This window comes from Paenibacillus tritici, from assembly GCF_013204885.1.
GTDB classification, from domain to species: domain Bacteria; phylum Bacillota; class Bacilli; order Paenibacillales; family Paenibacillaceae; genus Paenibacillus_AQ; species Paenibacillus_AQ tritici.
Window position 1 is genome coordinate 94,185 of record NZ_JABMKX010000011.1, and the last position, 15,135, is coordinate 109,319.

Annotated in this window: 13 protein-coding genes; 1 reads left to right on the top strand and 12 read right to left on the bottom strand. The window is 44.3% G+C overall.

Going from position 1 to position 15,135, the window contains the following annotated elements; genetic code table 11:
• Positions 1-2: 2 nt before the first annotated feature.
• The 3 genes from HQN87_RS20340 to HQN87_RS20350 form a co-directional block, all read right to left on the bottom strand.
• Positions 3-1,622 carry a M56 family metallopeptidase gene (locus tag HQN87_RS20340; protein WP_173137081.1) on the bottom strand — a complete coding sequence of 540 codons (1,620 nt, stop codon included), beginning with the start codon at positions 1,620-1,622 and terminating at the stop codon, positions 3-5.
• Between the two features lie 126 nt (positions 1,623-1,748).
• Positions 1,749-2,348 carry a DUF1129 family protein gene (locus tag HQN87_RS20345; RefSeq protein ID WP_173137083.1) on the bottom strand — a complete coding sequence of 200 codons (600 nt, stop codon included), beginning with the start codon at positions 2,346-2,348 and terminating at the stop codon, positions 1,749-1,751.
• Positions 2,349-2,675 carry a PadR family transcriptional regulator gene (locus tag HQN87_RS20350; RefSeq protein WP_173137448.1) on the bottom strand — a complete coding sequence of 109 codons (327 nt, stop codon included), beginning with the start codon at positions 2,673-2,675 and terminating at the stop codon, positions 2,349-2,351.
• A gap of 205 nt (positions 2,676-2,880) precedes the next feature.
• Between HQN87_RS20350 and HQN87_RS20355 the strand changes: the two genes are divergently transcribed.
• Positions 2,881-3,456: a GNAT family N-acetyltransferase gene (locus HQN87_RS20355; protein ID WP_216857381.1), complete on the top strand. Its 576-nt coding sequence runs from the start codon at positions 2,881-2,883 to the stop codon at positions 3,454-3,456.
• A 368-nt stretch (positions 3,457-3,824) separates the two neighbouring features.
• On the opposite strand, the gene HQN87_RS20360 is transcribed toward HQN87_RS20355, so the two are convergent.
• The 9 genes from HQN87_RS20360 to HQN87_RS20400 form a co-directional block, all read right to left on the bottom strand.
• Entirely contained in the window at positions 3,825-5,141 is a 1,317-nt protein-coding gene (locus tag HQN87_RS20360; protein ID WP_173137085.1) for a sensor histidine kinase, read from the bottom strand.
• On the bottom strand, positions 5,128-5,823 hold the full coding sequence (locus HQN87_RS20365; RefSeq protein ID WP_173137087.1) for a response regulator transcription factor: 696 nt from the start codon (positions 5,821-5,823) through the stop codon (positions 5,128-5,130). The genes HQN87_RS20360 and HQN87_RS20365 overlap by 14 nt, the downstream gene beginning before the upstream one ends.
• 26 nt (positions 5,824-5,849) lie before the next feature.
• Positions 5,850-6,974 carry a dimethylarginine dimethylaminohydrolase family protein gene (locus tag HQN87_RS20370; protein ID WP_173137090.1) on the bottom strand — a complete coding sequence of 375 codons (1,125 nt, stop codon included), beginning with the start codon at positions 6,972-6,974 and terminating at the stop codon, positions 5,850-5,852.
• A 220-nt stretch (positions 6,975-7,194) separates the two neighbouring features.
• Positions 7,195-9,171, bottom strand: coding sequence for a sigma-70 family RNA polymerase sigma factor (locus HQN87_RS20375; protein WP_173137092.1), 1,977 nt, complete (start codon positions 9,169-9,171; stop codon positions 7,195-7,197).
• 473 nt (positions 9,172-9,644) lie between these two features.
• Complete coding sequence (locus tag HQN87_RS20380; protein WP_173137093.1) at positions 9,645-10,697, bottom strand: hypothetical protein; 1,053 nt, start codon at positions 10,695-10,697, stop codon at positions 9,645-9,647.
• A gap of 31 nt (positions 10,698-10,728) precedes the next feature.
• Positions 10,729-12,000, bottom strand: a complete 1,272-nt coding sequence (locus HQN87_RS20385; RefSeq protein ID WP_173137095.1) for a type III PLP-dependent enzyme domain-containing protein — start codon at positions 11,998-12,000, stop codon at positions 10,729-10,731.
• Positions 11,997-13,283: an ATP-grasp domain-containing protein gene (locus HQN87_RS20390; protein ID WP_173137097.1), complete on the bottom strand. Its 1,287-nt coding sequence runs from the start codon at positions 13,281-13,283 to the stop codon at positions 11,997-11,999. Before HQN87_RS20390 ends, HQN87_RS20385 begins: the two co-directional genes overlap by 4 nt.
• The gene (locus tag HQN87_RS20395) at positions 13,280-14,149 is read right to left on the bottom strand and encodes a sugar phosphate isomerase/epimerase family protein (RefSeq protein ID WP_173137450.1); all 870 of its coding nucleotides are present in this window, start codon (positions 14,147-14,149) and stop codon (positions 13,280-13,282) included. Before HQN87_RS20395 ends, HQN87_RS20390 begins: the two co-directional genes overlap by 4 nt.
• Positions 14,139-15,131, bottom strand: a complete 993-nt coding sequence (locus HQN87_RS20400) for a hypothetical protein (RefSeq protein WP_173137099.1) — start codon at positions 15,129-15,131, stop codon at positions 14,139-14,141. The genes HQN87_RS20395 and HQN87_RS20400 overlap by 11 nt, the downstream gene beginning before the upstream one ends.
• Positions 15,132-15,135 lie beyond the last annotated feature (4 nt).

The window sequence follows — 15,135 nt, forward strand, 5'->3', positions numbered from 1 at the left end:
CATCACTTTGTAAAAGATTCTTTAAACCGGTCCTTCCACCAGCGTCTGCGAATTTCCTTTCCCCATTGGTTACCGTGAACTCTTAATGTATTTACCCGCCAGTACATTGGCGGGTGATCCATGATTTGAAATTCCAAGAATCTTAAGAGCCAAGGTGACCTGGCAAGGGATGACCTTCCTTCTTTTAGATCCTCTTTTTTCATGCTGTACGTAGCTGTTTTTTGCATGGCTTCATCTTGAGAGGTAGCGAGAGCCGCCAAGCTATCAGCCATTTGCAGCGTTCCTCCATCAAGAAATGAAGCGCCCAGATGATCTGCCCTTACTTCCATCAACTGAGAACAAAAGGATTGAAATACTGGAAATAGAATGATCAGCAGCCAAACTAATAAAAATATAGGAATAGCAAAAGCTTCAATATCAGAAACTTGTTTGAAGATCAATAAGAGACCACCAGCAACAATTAACATTAATAGAACTCTATACAGTTGCCCGTATAAGATATCTCTTTTCTTAACATGAACTGCTTCGTGGGCTAATATCCCTTCAATGGCATCTATGGGCAGATTTAATGTGGCGGTTGTTAAAGTTACCATCGACCGTCCAATATTCATACCTGTTGCCAGCCCATTGTATTGTGCGGAATCTGTCTCATAAACCTTCACGTTGGGAATACCGGCTTTTGCAAAGATCTTGTCAGCTGCTGAGATCACTTTAGGATCGGTTACAGCCTTAGCATCCATGGCAACCTTTAGTACACGATCAGAGATATAGATATTGAATAACCAATACATAATCGCCATAGTAACCATCAGCCACGCAGGAGTTCTAAAGTAGTACAAGAGTAATAAAACGCCCGTATAAGCAGATACACCCTTTACTGTTATCGCAAAATAGAACTTGCCAAGAAGCCGTTTGATATTCCTTTTATGATAGAAGGGTAGAACGAAAACCTCATTTTCAATTGTGCTTTCAGATTTCGTTTCCGTCTCCAATGCTGCTTTCCATTGTTCTGTTTCTTGGATGGTCAGATAGATGGTTTCTCCTGGTAAAAGAAGCCGTAATACTTTGTTAAAGCTGGTTGTAAAGTCGGTATTTGATGAGAACAGGGTAAGATAGGGATGAAGTTTTAACAGGTCTACCGTTGATTCAATGGTTGTCTCCTGTATATCCTGGATGGAGAACTTTCTGGAGGCCAAGCGGGACAGGATATACAGGTTACCTTGTTGTTTAGAATAATACAGACGAGTTGTAAAATAGGTGACAAAACGTTTGATCATTTCGGTAATAGCAATGAGCATCCCGTATACGATAAAGTATTTCAGTAAGCTAAACTCTGGTCCATAGATCAAAAAGAAGGTGGCCCCCGTAAATACAAGGATTGAAATTCCCAATTCCGCGAATATCCGTTGACTATTTCGAACAATTTCGATTTCCGTTACTTCCAGTTGCCTGATTTCTTCCAGTAACTCTCCATACTTTCCCTGACCAGCCATCAAAAGAGAGATAGCCAAGTATCCGGCCGAAACAAACGAGAAATAGATGAAACCTTCCGGAAAGCCATGCTGATAGAAGATGAACCCAATGGCTGCAATAGCACCGGCAATTTCACTCCCATAACCCAAAGAACGACTCCATTTTCCGGTAAAGGTACCGAGCAAATATATGCTAGAACCCATTAAAAGATAGAATATAGCTTCAAAGATACTAGGAAATATGATAATAACCTCCTGTCTAATAGAAATTGCCGGTCAACGTTTCTTGTTTAGAAGTGAACCAAATAACGAGTAGAGAATGACAACAAGACTTACAATAGCAGTCATATAGGCAGCACCATCGTGAAGAACAAGAGAGGGGCTGGCAGGCAGTATACGACCCGACAGAAGGAAGAATCCGACATATACAAGCAAAACGAAGGTTCCCAGCCCGTACATCATCCAGAAAGAGTTGCGCTTAGAAGAGAAAGAGCCGGCACGAAGAATAATGAATAAAACATAGAACAAGGCTAGTGAGAGTACCAGATACACGATATTCTCATATAGCGAAATGGTGAGTTCTCCGCTAAAACCGTAGAGAAAACGCCACATAAGAAGCAAAGGGACGATGGGGGCAATGATTTTGATTTGTTCCCACTTCGATGTTGCAGGAAGCTCCTGGATGATCTCATTACAAAAGGACTTAGGGTCTTGACCAAATACTTGTTCGAACGATTTGCCCTCTTGCTGAGCCGTTAATAAATGATCTTCGAGTTCCATGAGGATCTCACTTGCTTTTGTATCGGATACGGAAAAATGACTCTGAATGTAGAATCTCATTTCGTTTAAGAGAGATTTATTTTTTTCATTCAACATTTAGGCATCATCCTCTTTTCTGTAATTCCTATCCATAATATTGTTCACTGATTGACTCAGTTCATTCCAATTTTCACGGAATAATTGAAGCTGCTGTTCCCCTTTAAGGGTTAGATGATAATACTTACGGTTAGGTCCCGAAGGAGAGGGGCGTTGTGTACTTGCGATAGTTCCTTCCTTTTCTAGACGAAGCAAGAGGGGGTAAATACTACCTTCCCTTGCGAACACGAAGCCACTACTAGCAAGTTTCTCCATAATTTCGTATCCGTAGGTTTCCTCTTCACCAATAACTGCAAGAAGACAGCCCTCAAGCACCCCTCGAACCATTTGAGTAAACACGAAGCAATCCTCCAATCGTAGATTTCTGGACTATCTTGCACAACAAGGTACCGGATTGAAAAAATAGCTATCTTGCATAACAAGGTAGCGATTAGAGTATATCTTAATCCTATTTGTAATGCAACTTAAGCGGACTTGCACTAGCTCCTAATTACAGGTTTAGTTAGCCATAGTAGGGAAGAGTATGCACACAGTGTTGAAGCAATGTCCGGTTATAGAAAATGAGAAATTTCTGGTTCGTCTGGTTTCAGAAGCCGATGCAAATGATCTGCTAAGAGTTTACAGTGACAAGAATGCTTTGCCGTTTTTTAATAGCGATAATTGTAATGGGAATATATTCTATTATCAATCAGAAGAGGAGATTGTTGAACTTATCAAATTTTGGATATGGGAATATGAATGTAAACGTTATGTACGATTCTCAATTGTTGATAAAATATGCAACGAGGTAATTGGAACTATAGAGCTGTTCAAAAGAATCTCAAATGATCACTTCAATGGATCGGGAATTATGAGATTAGATGTCCGAAGTGATTTCGAAAATAAGCAAGCGTTGTACGAGATTATGACGATAATAACCAATCCGGCATTTGAGCTTGTTCAGTGTTCAATGATAGCCACTAAGGCAGTTAACTATGCAGTTGAACGAATCGAAGCTCTTGAGACAATGAATTATGTTAAAACAAAGGATAGGTTATTAGCGGCTGATGGAGAAAGCTATAGTGATTATTGGGTAATTACACAGGGGGTAATAACACAACAAAATTAATGTGTAATGAACCGTGTTGGATTATTTATTATATACTTCTTCACAAAACCCGTATTTTGTACATATGTATGTAAGAAGACTAACAGCCTTTTGCATCAAGACTTGTCTGTGTTTTTTCGGCTATGCTTGAAGACTTCAAACCCTGCGTTACAGATCAGCCTTCACTCTAATGGTATGTCACAATTGTTCAGTCAAGGACATAAGCCTTTCGAGCAGTTGCATCCGATCATCCATCACTGTGAAGCAAAAAGAAGCCCCTTCAGCTAGGCTGAAGGAACTTCTAATTTGATCCAACTGTAATCCTCATCACCTCTTACAAGCTTGATTCTCCTAATCTACGAAAACACGTTACATGCAATTTTAGTCAGCTATTTAAAAGCCCGACTTATTTTAAATTTCAGGATAATTTTGTAATTCTCTTGATCTTCAAATGAAGAGAATTGTCCTATCATTCGATGCATAACTTTTTCTATGATTTTTTCACCCAATTTATAACTTTCTACAGATTCATTATTTATTTTTATTTTGTTTTCTACACAAATCACAAAATGATGATCTTCTACATAAGTTAATAAATTAATTTTTTGTTCTCGATCTGCATACTTTAGTATGTTCGACAGAAAATTATCAAATACACGTCCGATATTTTCCATATCCACAATAATTATGACATCCGTAGGGGAAGCATTTACAAGCACCTGAAATCCTTCCGCTCTAAGTACAGCTGTAATATCTGATAATATATCATGAATTGATTCCCGAACTGAAAGGGTTACTAAGTCTGCCTCCCGCTCTTTATCTAATAAAAAATATGAAAACAGATCGTCTGTACGATTCTTAAGTTGGAGAGCCTTTTGATACGCGCTCTCGATTTGATGCCTTGTTTCTACACATAAATCTTCTGGGGTATTACGGGCAAACTCTAAATACATGATGAGAGATGTCAGTGGCGTACGCATATCGTGAGACATTTCGGTTGCAAGATTTCTACTCTCATTTTGCAAATTATCTATCCTTTCTAACCGGCCTAAAAATGCTTTACGTAGTTCCTCTATACTTTCCGCAATCATCGCCAATTCATCATATCCTCGAACCGTTATAGAATAGTCTAATGAGCCGCCTTCAAGGATATGGATTTCATTATTAATTGTGCGCAAATATTTGATCCCTCTACGTATTCCAAATAAAACAATGGTTATAAATAACATTGCGGACAGCAATATTTCAAGCATGTAGGCCACATTATAGTAGTGGGAAAAATAAAATCCATAGATTGAAACGTTACCTGTCCCATTCTTAAATTGTACTGGGTAAGAGTTCCGACGATCATAATCAGTTTCAGGCTGACTTCCATATGCTCCTTCGTCATCATCATGGTACAAGGAATCATATTGAAGCACCTGGTTCTGAAATACGTATAATAATAAATTACTCTTCTGACTTTTAATCCAGTCTGAAAACGCAATACGATCTGTCGTTGACAGATCGTTTGCTGAAACATATTCCGAAAATTTTTTGGCGTAAACTTGAGATTCGGACTTTAAACGCTCATCAGAAGTAAAATAATGATCCATAACCCGATTGCTTATGGACTGCAAAAGTAAAAAACAAAGAACACTTATGGTGAGAGCAATAATTATTAAAATTGTCAACTTTTTAGATATAGTAAGTTTATGAGTGGCCAAAACGGTAACCTCTTCCCCATTCCGTTAAGATATACGCTGGTTTTGCTGGATCTTCTTCGATTTTCAATCGTAATTTTCGGATGTGTACTACTACCGTATTATTTGAACTGTAGAAATAAGGTTCCTTCCAGATACTCTCATAAATATTTTGGGCAGAGAAAATTTTATTTCTCCTCGTCATCAACAGTTTTAGTAGACCGTACTCCAGATCGGAAAGCTCAATCTTCTGACTGCCTTTCCATACATCGTTAAATTGTTCACTTACTTTTAAGCATCCTCCGATAAGAAATGTTTCGCCATAATCCTTTTTATCTTGATAAATCGTATACCTACGCAACAAAGCAATAACTCTTGCCAGAAGCTCCTGCTCAGAAAAAGGTTTAGTTAAGTAATCATCTCCACCAGCAAGCAAACCTTCCGTTTTGTCCAAAGTTCCGGATTTAGCAGTTAGAAAAAGAATAGGAACATTGTATCGTTCTCTGATTCGTATACAAGTCTCCAGTCCGTTTATTCCAGGCATCATAATATCCAGAATCACCAAATCCAATGACTCATTTACTAATTCAATTCCCTGTTCTCCATCTTTAGCTGATGATACTTCATAACCTTCACGGACAAGAGACATACGTAGCAGATCACGAATTTCCTGATCATCTTCAACCACTAAAATCCGGCTTGTCATAGTTCACCTCATACTTGATTTAACTTTTAGCTATCCGTGCGAAGCAATGGCTGGGTACTGCAACGGAAAGCTCCGCCGAAAGAACGAGAAATTTTGTAATCAATATATTCTACTTTGATTCCTCTTATCTCAAGCTCTTTTCCAATTGTGCTTTTGAATGCAATGTCCGTAACATATACTTTGCTACTGATTGGCAATCCATTTACTGCCAAATCCTGAGCATCCTTGTAACTCACTTTGATTTTGTCCCACTTTTTAAGTTCTTCCGGGAGCCCATTGGCTAACGAATCCATGCTAACAATCATTAATCCATCTCTTACAAAACTGATAGCACAATCCAGGTGCAATGTGCCAGGTTCTAGCTTCACCTCAACCACCTTATAACCTGATGGTGTCAAATAGTTTCTGAGCCAATCAATACCGGCTTTGTTTGAAGCTAGACCAGAATTACCGACGAATACAGTCTTTCCATACACGAGGATATCTCCACCTTCAAGGTAAGGACCGGCAGCAGAGTTGATTCCTTTAGAAACGTCTGGTTGTGGGACAGCTACATGCGGAACTTTATTTTGGGCTGCTTCCTTATCCAGTATACTTCTAACAGGTAAAACCTCAAGTCTCCGGTAAGCCGATTTAAATGAACCTTCAATTAGATGATTTCCGATTGTGAAGAATGGATCTCTAACAAAGAAATTAGTTACTCCTTCGCCACCTGTAATGCCATCTTTCACAGCCCCTAGTTGTTTTTCTTTTTCAGTTAAAAGGCGTGGACGTTGAATCTCAACCCCGTATTTTTCAAGAACCTTTTTAAGGTCTTCTCGCTCTTTTTCCCACTTTTTCTGTGCCTCTGCCGGATCCGTATTCATTATAGACATGCCTCCTTCAGGCATAGGCATGTCTCCTTCTGGAAAATCATCAAAATTGAAATGCATAAAAGCTTCAGATTGTGTCAATACAACTCTTTTTAGCGTGGCGAATTCACTCTCTACATATACATTGTTTTTCTTGCTTTTTGTAGTCACAGTCCCATTCACTTCCGTAACTTTATTAACTTTAGACACACCAGTCGCCCCTGCCCCTGGTAATATGCTAGTTACCAGTACAATTGATAATGCTGTTGATCCAACCCACTTCCAACTCTTTTTTTTCATATTAATGCCCTCCAATTTGTTTTATTGCTTACAGATTGAATTATGGAGAGCAATTCTTAACAGTTTATGAAGGCATACTATTTTAATTTAAGCAGGGTGGGATTCGGATATATTAACAAAAAAAGTTCAGAATGACCGCGACCCGCTGGTGCTCAGGCAAACTTTGTACCGCCAGCCTGACCTTATCATTCTGAAGCCGTTTATAGAATATGTTAGTTTGTCAGTAAAAAGTATTTTCGTATAACTTCCCCGTATGCGCATCAAGCACTTCGGGCGTCCTCTCGTGCTCGTTACCAATCATTCGATACACTAGTTCGTACTGGGCCTCTTCCGCCCTAGCATTGTGCATCCGTTCCCATTGCAGACGCAGCTTGGCCTGTGCCGTCCATCGGAGGATGGCTGTCTGGGAATCAAATGAAGGCACGGTCTCCAGCTTCTTTAACTGTTCTGGCCTTATGGAGGGGGACATCAAACTTTTGACCCTCCCATTAGAGCGGTCAACCGCTAGTTGATAGCATTCATCCCTGACAGGTACGTCTTGAACATATACACCAAAGCGAATGATTTCCAAACGAGCTTCGTCGTCGGTCTCTTCAGTTAGAAGCTTGAGATATGGCAACATTTCGGCTGATAGTCCTCGGACATAGTCCATAGCTACTTCTATACATGCGTCTCGATCCCAGGTTAATGGAGCTAGTTGATCTGGCTTACCATGCGAAACAAAGTCAATCAGTTGTCCGGTTTGACTGTCTACTCGCGCCTTGACCGCTCCCTCCATCTGCTCAGCCCAATAGGTCTTCCAAGACCGGTCATTCTTGGCTGGACGCTCTTCATTCTGTTGCTTCCACACCATTAACTTGGTGTTCGAGCCAATATTGTCGTCTTGTACTAACTGAAATTGGTCGTTGACTACGCCAATCCACTCTTCTAGGCTTCGTGCGGGCGGGAACTCACCTGGCCACTCGTCCAGAGTTCTTGGGTCATAGGGGACAACTTCTGCCCTATAGGCTGTCGGAACTTCCTCCTGTGATGATGCAGTATAGATTAGTCCTCTACTTCGGGGGGCGTAAACAAGATGGACCTGATCGTCACCATCCGTGTACACGGCTTTGTCCAATACGCAATATTCCACATGTAGCAAAAAATTCGCCTTCATACACGCCATCAGTTCCTCTTCTGGTGTGATCATGGTTGGGAGTGCTGGCCCTGGAACGGTTCCGTAGTACCTAAATCCGACCACGCGACCGCTGGGGTGAACCAAGATCATGCATCCCGTCTCAGGAAGCGGCAGCCCCATCGCCTTCTGCTGTCGTGTGTACCCAAACATCCCTTCCATCCACTCCATCTCACAATACGGAAAATCACGCAGTGCGCCGGGATAATGATCTTCCAGGAATTGCTCTGCCTGCTGTTTGAGCTCCTCCTCAGATATCCGTGTCTCGTTGTCCAATGAGGCCCAGGAAATGGCATAGTCTAGCAAGTTGCCGTCCCTGGAGAGCGTGGCAGAAACGGCGTCATCACTCCCCGTTTTCACCCATAAGAATCCCGCTTCTCCCTTGCTTGTTCCCCTCATGGTGTTCTCTTGATAGTCATTGACGATCAGATCATAATCCGGTGAAACGGCAAAATGGTGCTCTGCCTGTTGTCTTAACTGCAGGCGTAATGTATTCAGGTCTCGTTCGAGAAAATCTTGAGCCATTTCGTTGCGCAAATGTTCCAGCCCCTTCCGTAATTGTGTTTTTACAGTACCTAATGGCATATCCAGGAGATGGGCGATTTGCTGCTGGGTCAGGTCCTTCTTATATTTTAAGAACAGGAGCTGACGCAGCTTCGGATTCAGACTGGCCAATGCACGCTCCAGATCCAGGGTTTGATCGATATCATTAACGACCAATGGCTCTTGCGCCTGCGGGTCTTCGCTCAGGTGAACACGCTTGGATTTCTCCAAATGATTGAGCGCCCGATTCACCACAATTCTGGTAAGCCAGCTCTCAAACGCTTCGGCTTGCTGCAACGTTTGCAGTGACTCATAAGCCTTAAGCAGGGCATCCTGAACGATATCCTCCGCATCTTTGGACTCCCGTACATAATGGCGAGCCACTCGGTGCAGCTTATCCGTTCGATCCTTTATAAGAGAAACGAAGGCATCGTGATCTCCGTTTTGTGCGGCGTTGATTTGTTGCTGTGCATCGATCATTGTCGTTCACCTCCTGTTATATAGACAGCTAACTCGGGGGTTTGGATTTAATTAATGTAACATTATTCTGGAACTGACCGATCAAGTGACCACCCGCATGCGGCAAGCACGGGTGCCAAAGAGTACGTCACTCTTGGCGTGTTCCTGCTGAAGCTCCTTCATCCACTGAAGCAGTTCTTCCAGCACGGTACGGGTATTGGAGAACTCACAAGTCCTTTCCCGTTCGATCCCCCGGTAGTCGATGGCGCGAGCGAGCTAGAAATTGGAATTTAAATTAGATGTTTATCAAATCGGCAATAGTACTATGTTCTTGTCCACTGACATCACCTGTTGGTTGACAAGAACATGATGTCATAAATGACAAGAACCTTATCCCATTCCCGACAGCAAACAAGCGGATTTTCTATCCGCTTGTTTGCTTTACCTATTTTTCTTCATTATTTTTCCCATGCCGTTTCGGATTCATTCTCTATTCATAAGTTACTAACCTCAGTTGCCATTTTCATCGTCTGGACCATGTTATATTCTTTCTTCACAATCTCTTCGAGTTTTACGATAGCTTGATCATGAACACGATTAGATACGATCATTTTAATAACTGTCGTTCTATAAATTTCCCATAAATGACTTAGTTCCACGCTTTGTTCTGCTAACTTCTTATAGAGATTTGTATGGGACGATTTATCTTCTAGTAACTTAAAAAGCCTGTTATTCTTCTTATGATTCTGTGCAAAAGAACTGCTTCTCAAGGCAAATATGCTAGTATCGTTCAAATTACCTACAAGCTCTTCGAATTCCTCTACATAATCGGTCAACGCTTTTAGTCCCAACTGATAATTAAGACCATATTGCTCAAGAAAAACGACTTTATCATCCAATAGATTGCTTCTGAGTTCTGAGATAAACGAGTCCTGTACTGAAAATTCATGGTTAAAATTCCTTATCGATCCTTCATGCACAGAAACCATTATGAATCTGACTTTTTTGCCGCTTGTCATTAGATATTGGGTAGATTCCATAATGACTTCAAGTGGAGTTTGATAATCGTGCATTCGCCCTGGAGATAAACAATCTTCAATTACTGTGTATGCATCCCCACTCGCACATTTTTCATGAATAAATGTCGGATGGATAAAATGTATTTTTCCGGATTCTCTTCCACTGGAATAAAAAAAGCGGTCCACATCGAAAAAGACATATTTCTTCTTGTCTAAAGCGCTTTGAATCATCTCATCCAGGAAAGGTATATCAGATTGCTCAAGAAGCTGATCCTCAAAGCGAAGATAATGATAGAGCTGTTCAGTGTTATATTGAACTTTCGGCAGCATTAATCCTTGATGAAGCAAGCTTTCAAAATTGTCTTCGGGGAATGTCTGGTTGATGATTTTTTTCCAGTACTGCGTTTTAAAAGTCAGAGGCAGCTTCTCGAACGATGAATGATGACTAATGAGAATCGACATCAAGTTATTATTGACGCAATCAAGCCATATGTCATTATAAGGAAAAATCCGATGGGTAGGCGTCACATGATCAACTCCCTATGATGAACTCACTTATTTAGGTTGATAGCCAGCTCACATCATTTAACGTACCGTCAGGGCGAAGAATAACTTCCTTCGGAAGAGCATGAGACAGAAAATGAACATTGCCGCAGGTTAAGCCATATGCCCCCACATGGGGAAACGCGATCCAATCCCCCGGCTCTAGAGGGGGGAGCATGACGCTGCCTTGCAGCACATCTGCGGGAGTGCACAATTTACCGCAAACATTGTAGGAGATTCGACCTTCCCCTTCACCGGATTCGTATAGCTTGCGCTCCCCCGCCTTCCAAAGCTGAAGAGGCAGAGGCTGCTTGAAACTTCGTCCCATCAGGCTTGAAAAAGCCCGATGGTGGGTTCCCCCATCGACAATGGCGAAGGCTTTGCCTTTGGAGAGCTTGGTGTACAGCACTCTGACCGCATAAATCCCCATAGTTGCGGCAATTCGTCGCCCTGATTCTACGAATACCATTTCCAATTCCAGATCCCGGTTGCGCTCTAACTCCCCGGCAAGATACGCCCCGAAAGCTTCGACAGGAAACGGCTCATCGCCTTCAAACATGGGAACGCCGAAACCGCCGCCGAGCCCTAAGCATCGAAGCTGCAGGCCGAATTGGTTTTGCACCTGCCGGGTGAGACCGAACATCATCGGCACGCTCTCCCGATAAAAGTCGAGGTGAAAATTTTGCGTGCCCTGGTACGTATGCAATCCGATCAGCTCTAGCCCTTCAAGGGTAATGGCGGTTTGCACCGCTTCATTAATTTCACTGTCGTCGATGCCAAACTGGGAGGCAAGTCCGACCGATGACATACGCGAGCCTTTGGCTCCAGTAGACAAATTGACCCTTAACATAACGGGAGCGGCAATACCAAGCGCAACAGCTTCATCGTGAATGACGAATAGCTCCGGGATGGACTCCGCATTAATCGCGTAGATCCCATGGCGAAGCACATGATGAATCTCGTCCGCACTTTTGCCCGGTCCGGTAAACACGATGCTGTTCGGATTTACCCCGTTAGAGCGGGCAATCTCATATTCCCCAACCGATGCGACTTCGATCGGCGAACCCCAGCTGTTGATGAGACGACATACCTCCGGATTGGGGTTGACTTTCATGGAATAATATAGCGTCACATCCTTGGGTAAAGCGTCTCGCAGCGAAAAATAATCGGAGGCCAGCTTTCCCTCGTCATATACATAAACGGGTGATCCAAACTGCTCGACTGCTTCTAGCCAAAAGGGTTGGCTCACTTCCTGCTGATTAGACAGTCGTTGTGAAACCATAGTCATACGACAGCTCCCCTCCATTCCATGATTGCTTCCTCCAGCCCTTGACGGGCAAGCTTCTCAGCTTCATCGTCCACACCCCAGCTCAGAGTCGAGACCCTGCAAGGTAAGATACGGTCTGCCGATTCCCTATCATGGTGGAAACCATACACGAATGCCCCGCCTTGTTCGGCAGAGATCCTTATCGATGTCACCTTTTCGGCAAATTCTGCAAATTTGGCACCAGGGTGGAGCTTGAAATCATAGGATTGAGTCTCCATTCTAGGAAACCCGCGTTCGAGCAAGTGCTTGCGAATCTTTAGCAAATACGTGACCATGGTAAGACGGGCGTTGATCTCAATAACCGGTATTAAAGTTCCGTCTTCATCCAGTATGGAGTCTACCCCGATGAAACCCTCGTAGCCCCGGGAATGTAAAGATTTACCCAGCTGTTGCAGCTGTTCGGTATAAGCCGCCATCAAGGATTCAGGCAGGTCCGGGTGCAGACGGCTCCCCCTGTAAACTCCTGCATCTGTAATCCTCTGCTCGGTCATAGCCAGGATCTCGCAATCGGTTCCCCCCAGCCAGAGTTGTGCCGTCAGATGGCGCTCGACCTGATGCCAGCGTTCCACCGTCACAACGGGTTGCCCGCCTCCCCGGGAGATCTGCCTCTTTAAATATCCAAGCAGCGTCACCAAATCCGAGCCTCGATGGATATGGAACAGCGCTTTACCGGAAGAACCGTAAGCGGTTTTTACAACCAGCCGGGCTCCAGGATGCCGTCCCTCCAACTCGGCGCAAGTACGGCGGATCGCGTCAAGCCCCTCGCATATCCTACCGTCGCTGACTGGAAAGCCGATTTCTTCGCATAATTTACGCGTTGCGATCTTGCTGTTCAGTTCCACGGACAATCGGGCTGGCGGGCCGATCCATCTCCCTCCGTTTTCCTTGAGAAACTGCTCCTCCTGCTCGTCCATCAAGTAAGGAACAGCAATCCGGTTGCAAAACTCACCCGTATATTCAGACCGTGCGCCAATCGCGATTGATGGTATGGCTATCTTCTCTTCTTCCAAATAAGATAGGAATTCAGGATCCGGAGCCTTTTTAAGGAGAACAAGATCATCCCGGTCAGCCAAATAAATTTGGTAGAGATCCATTTGCGATACGAGCCGATCTCCGGACGCATTGTTAATATGGGGTAAGCGAATCTCTTGCGCGGCTCTTCCTTGTTCCCAATTAATATTGGAGTACCAGAGCTTCGGTGCGCGCGTTCCGGTCAGATGCTCCACATAAGGTGCGTTATTCATGATCCCGTCACCTTCACTTTCTCCAGCTTGAGATCGGACTCCAGCCCATTAAGCCAGCCTAGCTCCGACTTTAAGATTTTAAAGGGTATGGCTCCGAACCATTCCAGAGATACCGGGGCTCGGGTAGGGTCCAAGATAAGGCGCTTCATTATGGCTTGGCAGTCCATTTCTCCATCGGCCAAGGGTACGATACCTCTGCGGCTGCCGCTCGGAGAATATATATTGTTAGGAGAGAATACTTCGAGCCATTGCCGGGATTCCACATTCTTCAGATGGATATTGACAATCCATGGCTTCAAGCGTTCGTAGGCGGCAAGGGGATCAGCGCCCGATTCCCAAATGTGCAGAAAGTCCAAATTCAGCTTCAAGGCAGGGTGGCCGGTTTGCCTGAGCAGTTGAAGTGTGGAATCTAAGCCGTCGGCAGCGGTTCCCGGATGAGTCTCAACCACTGTATAGACCCCTTCCCTCTCTGCTACGGCGCAAAGGATATTTAGACGTTCGGTGCAAAGCTCCCAGTCCTTCTCATCAAGAGATTGACTGCCCAGGTTTCCGGCGAAAATCCTCAGCTTATCTGTGTGGAACGCTTTGGCCGCCTGTACGGTTTCCTGCCATTCCTTAAGCAGAACGTCCATTGGGATATTCCCCATGAGAGGGATATAATCGCTCAGCATGTTAATTTCGAGCCCGTAGCTGAACATTTCGTCCAGCATACCTCCCAGCTCCTTTCCCCGTTGGCGAAGCAAAGCCTTGGCATGCACGCCCCACAGTTCTATACCGTTGAAGCCCGTATCAAGAGCATAACGGAATAGCTCCCGGAAGGATACCAGCTCGTGTCGAAAAGAAATCGTGCATAGATTATACCGCAGTCAGATCACCGCCTATTCCATTCATCCAGGCCAGGAATTGAAGCTCCGCATCCCGAATTTCCCGCAGCCTGGCAAGAGCCGAGCGCAGCAGCGCTTCGTCCCCGATGTGCTTGCGGTATTTCACAAGCAAGAAATTCAGTGTCGTCCATAACTTCACGATCCCGCTGATTCGGTTCGTCCCTTCCAGCGCCTGCCCCTTGTCCATCACGCCCAGCTGGGCAAAGCTATTCCATATGGAAGATCGGAGCTTGGTTATGGAAGCAATGGCGATCGAGTTCTGGTTCAACCAGTTCGAGGTTTGTTCCGGGCTTAAAGCTAGAGATGCCTGCAAATCCCGGGCAAAGCTGTCCAATGCGGCGGTACCCGAACTATATTGAGAACGGACATACATTTCGTAGTTTCGCTTGGCTGCATAGGCGAAGATATCACGCTTGTCGGGAGACTCGAACATCTTCCCTTCTTGATCCGGCTGAAGCTCGTAGAAAATGATTTCCTCCTCTTCCGGCTCCGCCGATGCCCGCATAAGCTCTTCTCCGGTCAGGAATCCGTTGAAACCGACAATGGGATCGAATACTCTGAAGGCGTTACGCGCTTCATCGAAGCTATCTGCGAGGATATAATGCTCGAATCCACTCTCCGCCATGCTCAGCATATTGGGAGGGAAAAAATCCAGATCGGATGGGCGGCATTTCACTACCGCACGGTTCCCTGACTGAACAGACTGCTTTAGCGCTTCAGGTCCAGTTCCCTTGTAAACCAGATGGATGCCGTACAGAAAGGGTAAGCTTTTGTTCAATCGCACATGCTGGCTCGCCGTAATAATGCGCGATACATAATTGACATTCCAGTAATCCAGCAGAAACAGATCAGGGTTAGCCCCGGACCGGTATAAGTGGGTCAAGATGCAGGAAGCTGCACATTCCATCGCCGCCAGCTTCATCATTTCCGGCTTGGCATCCGGCGTATCCGTATGAGACGTCATCTCT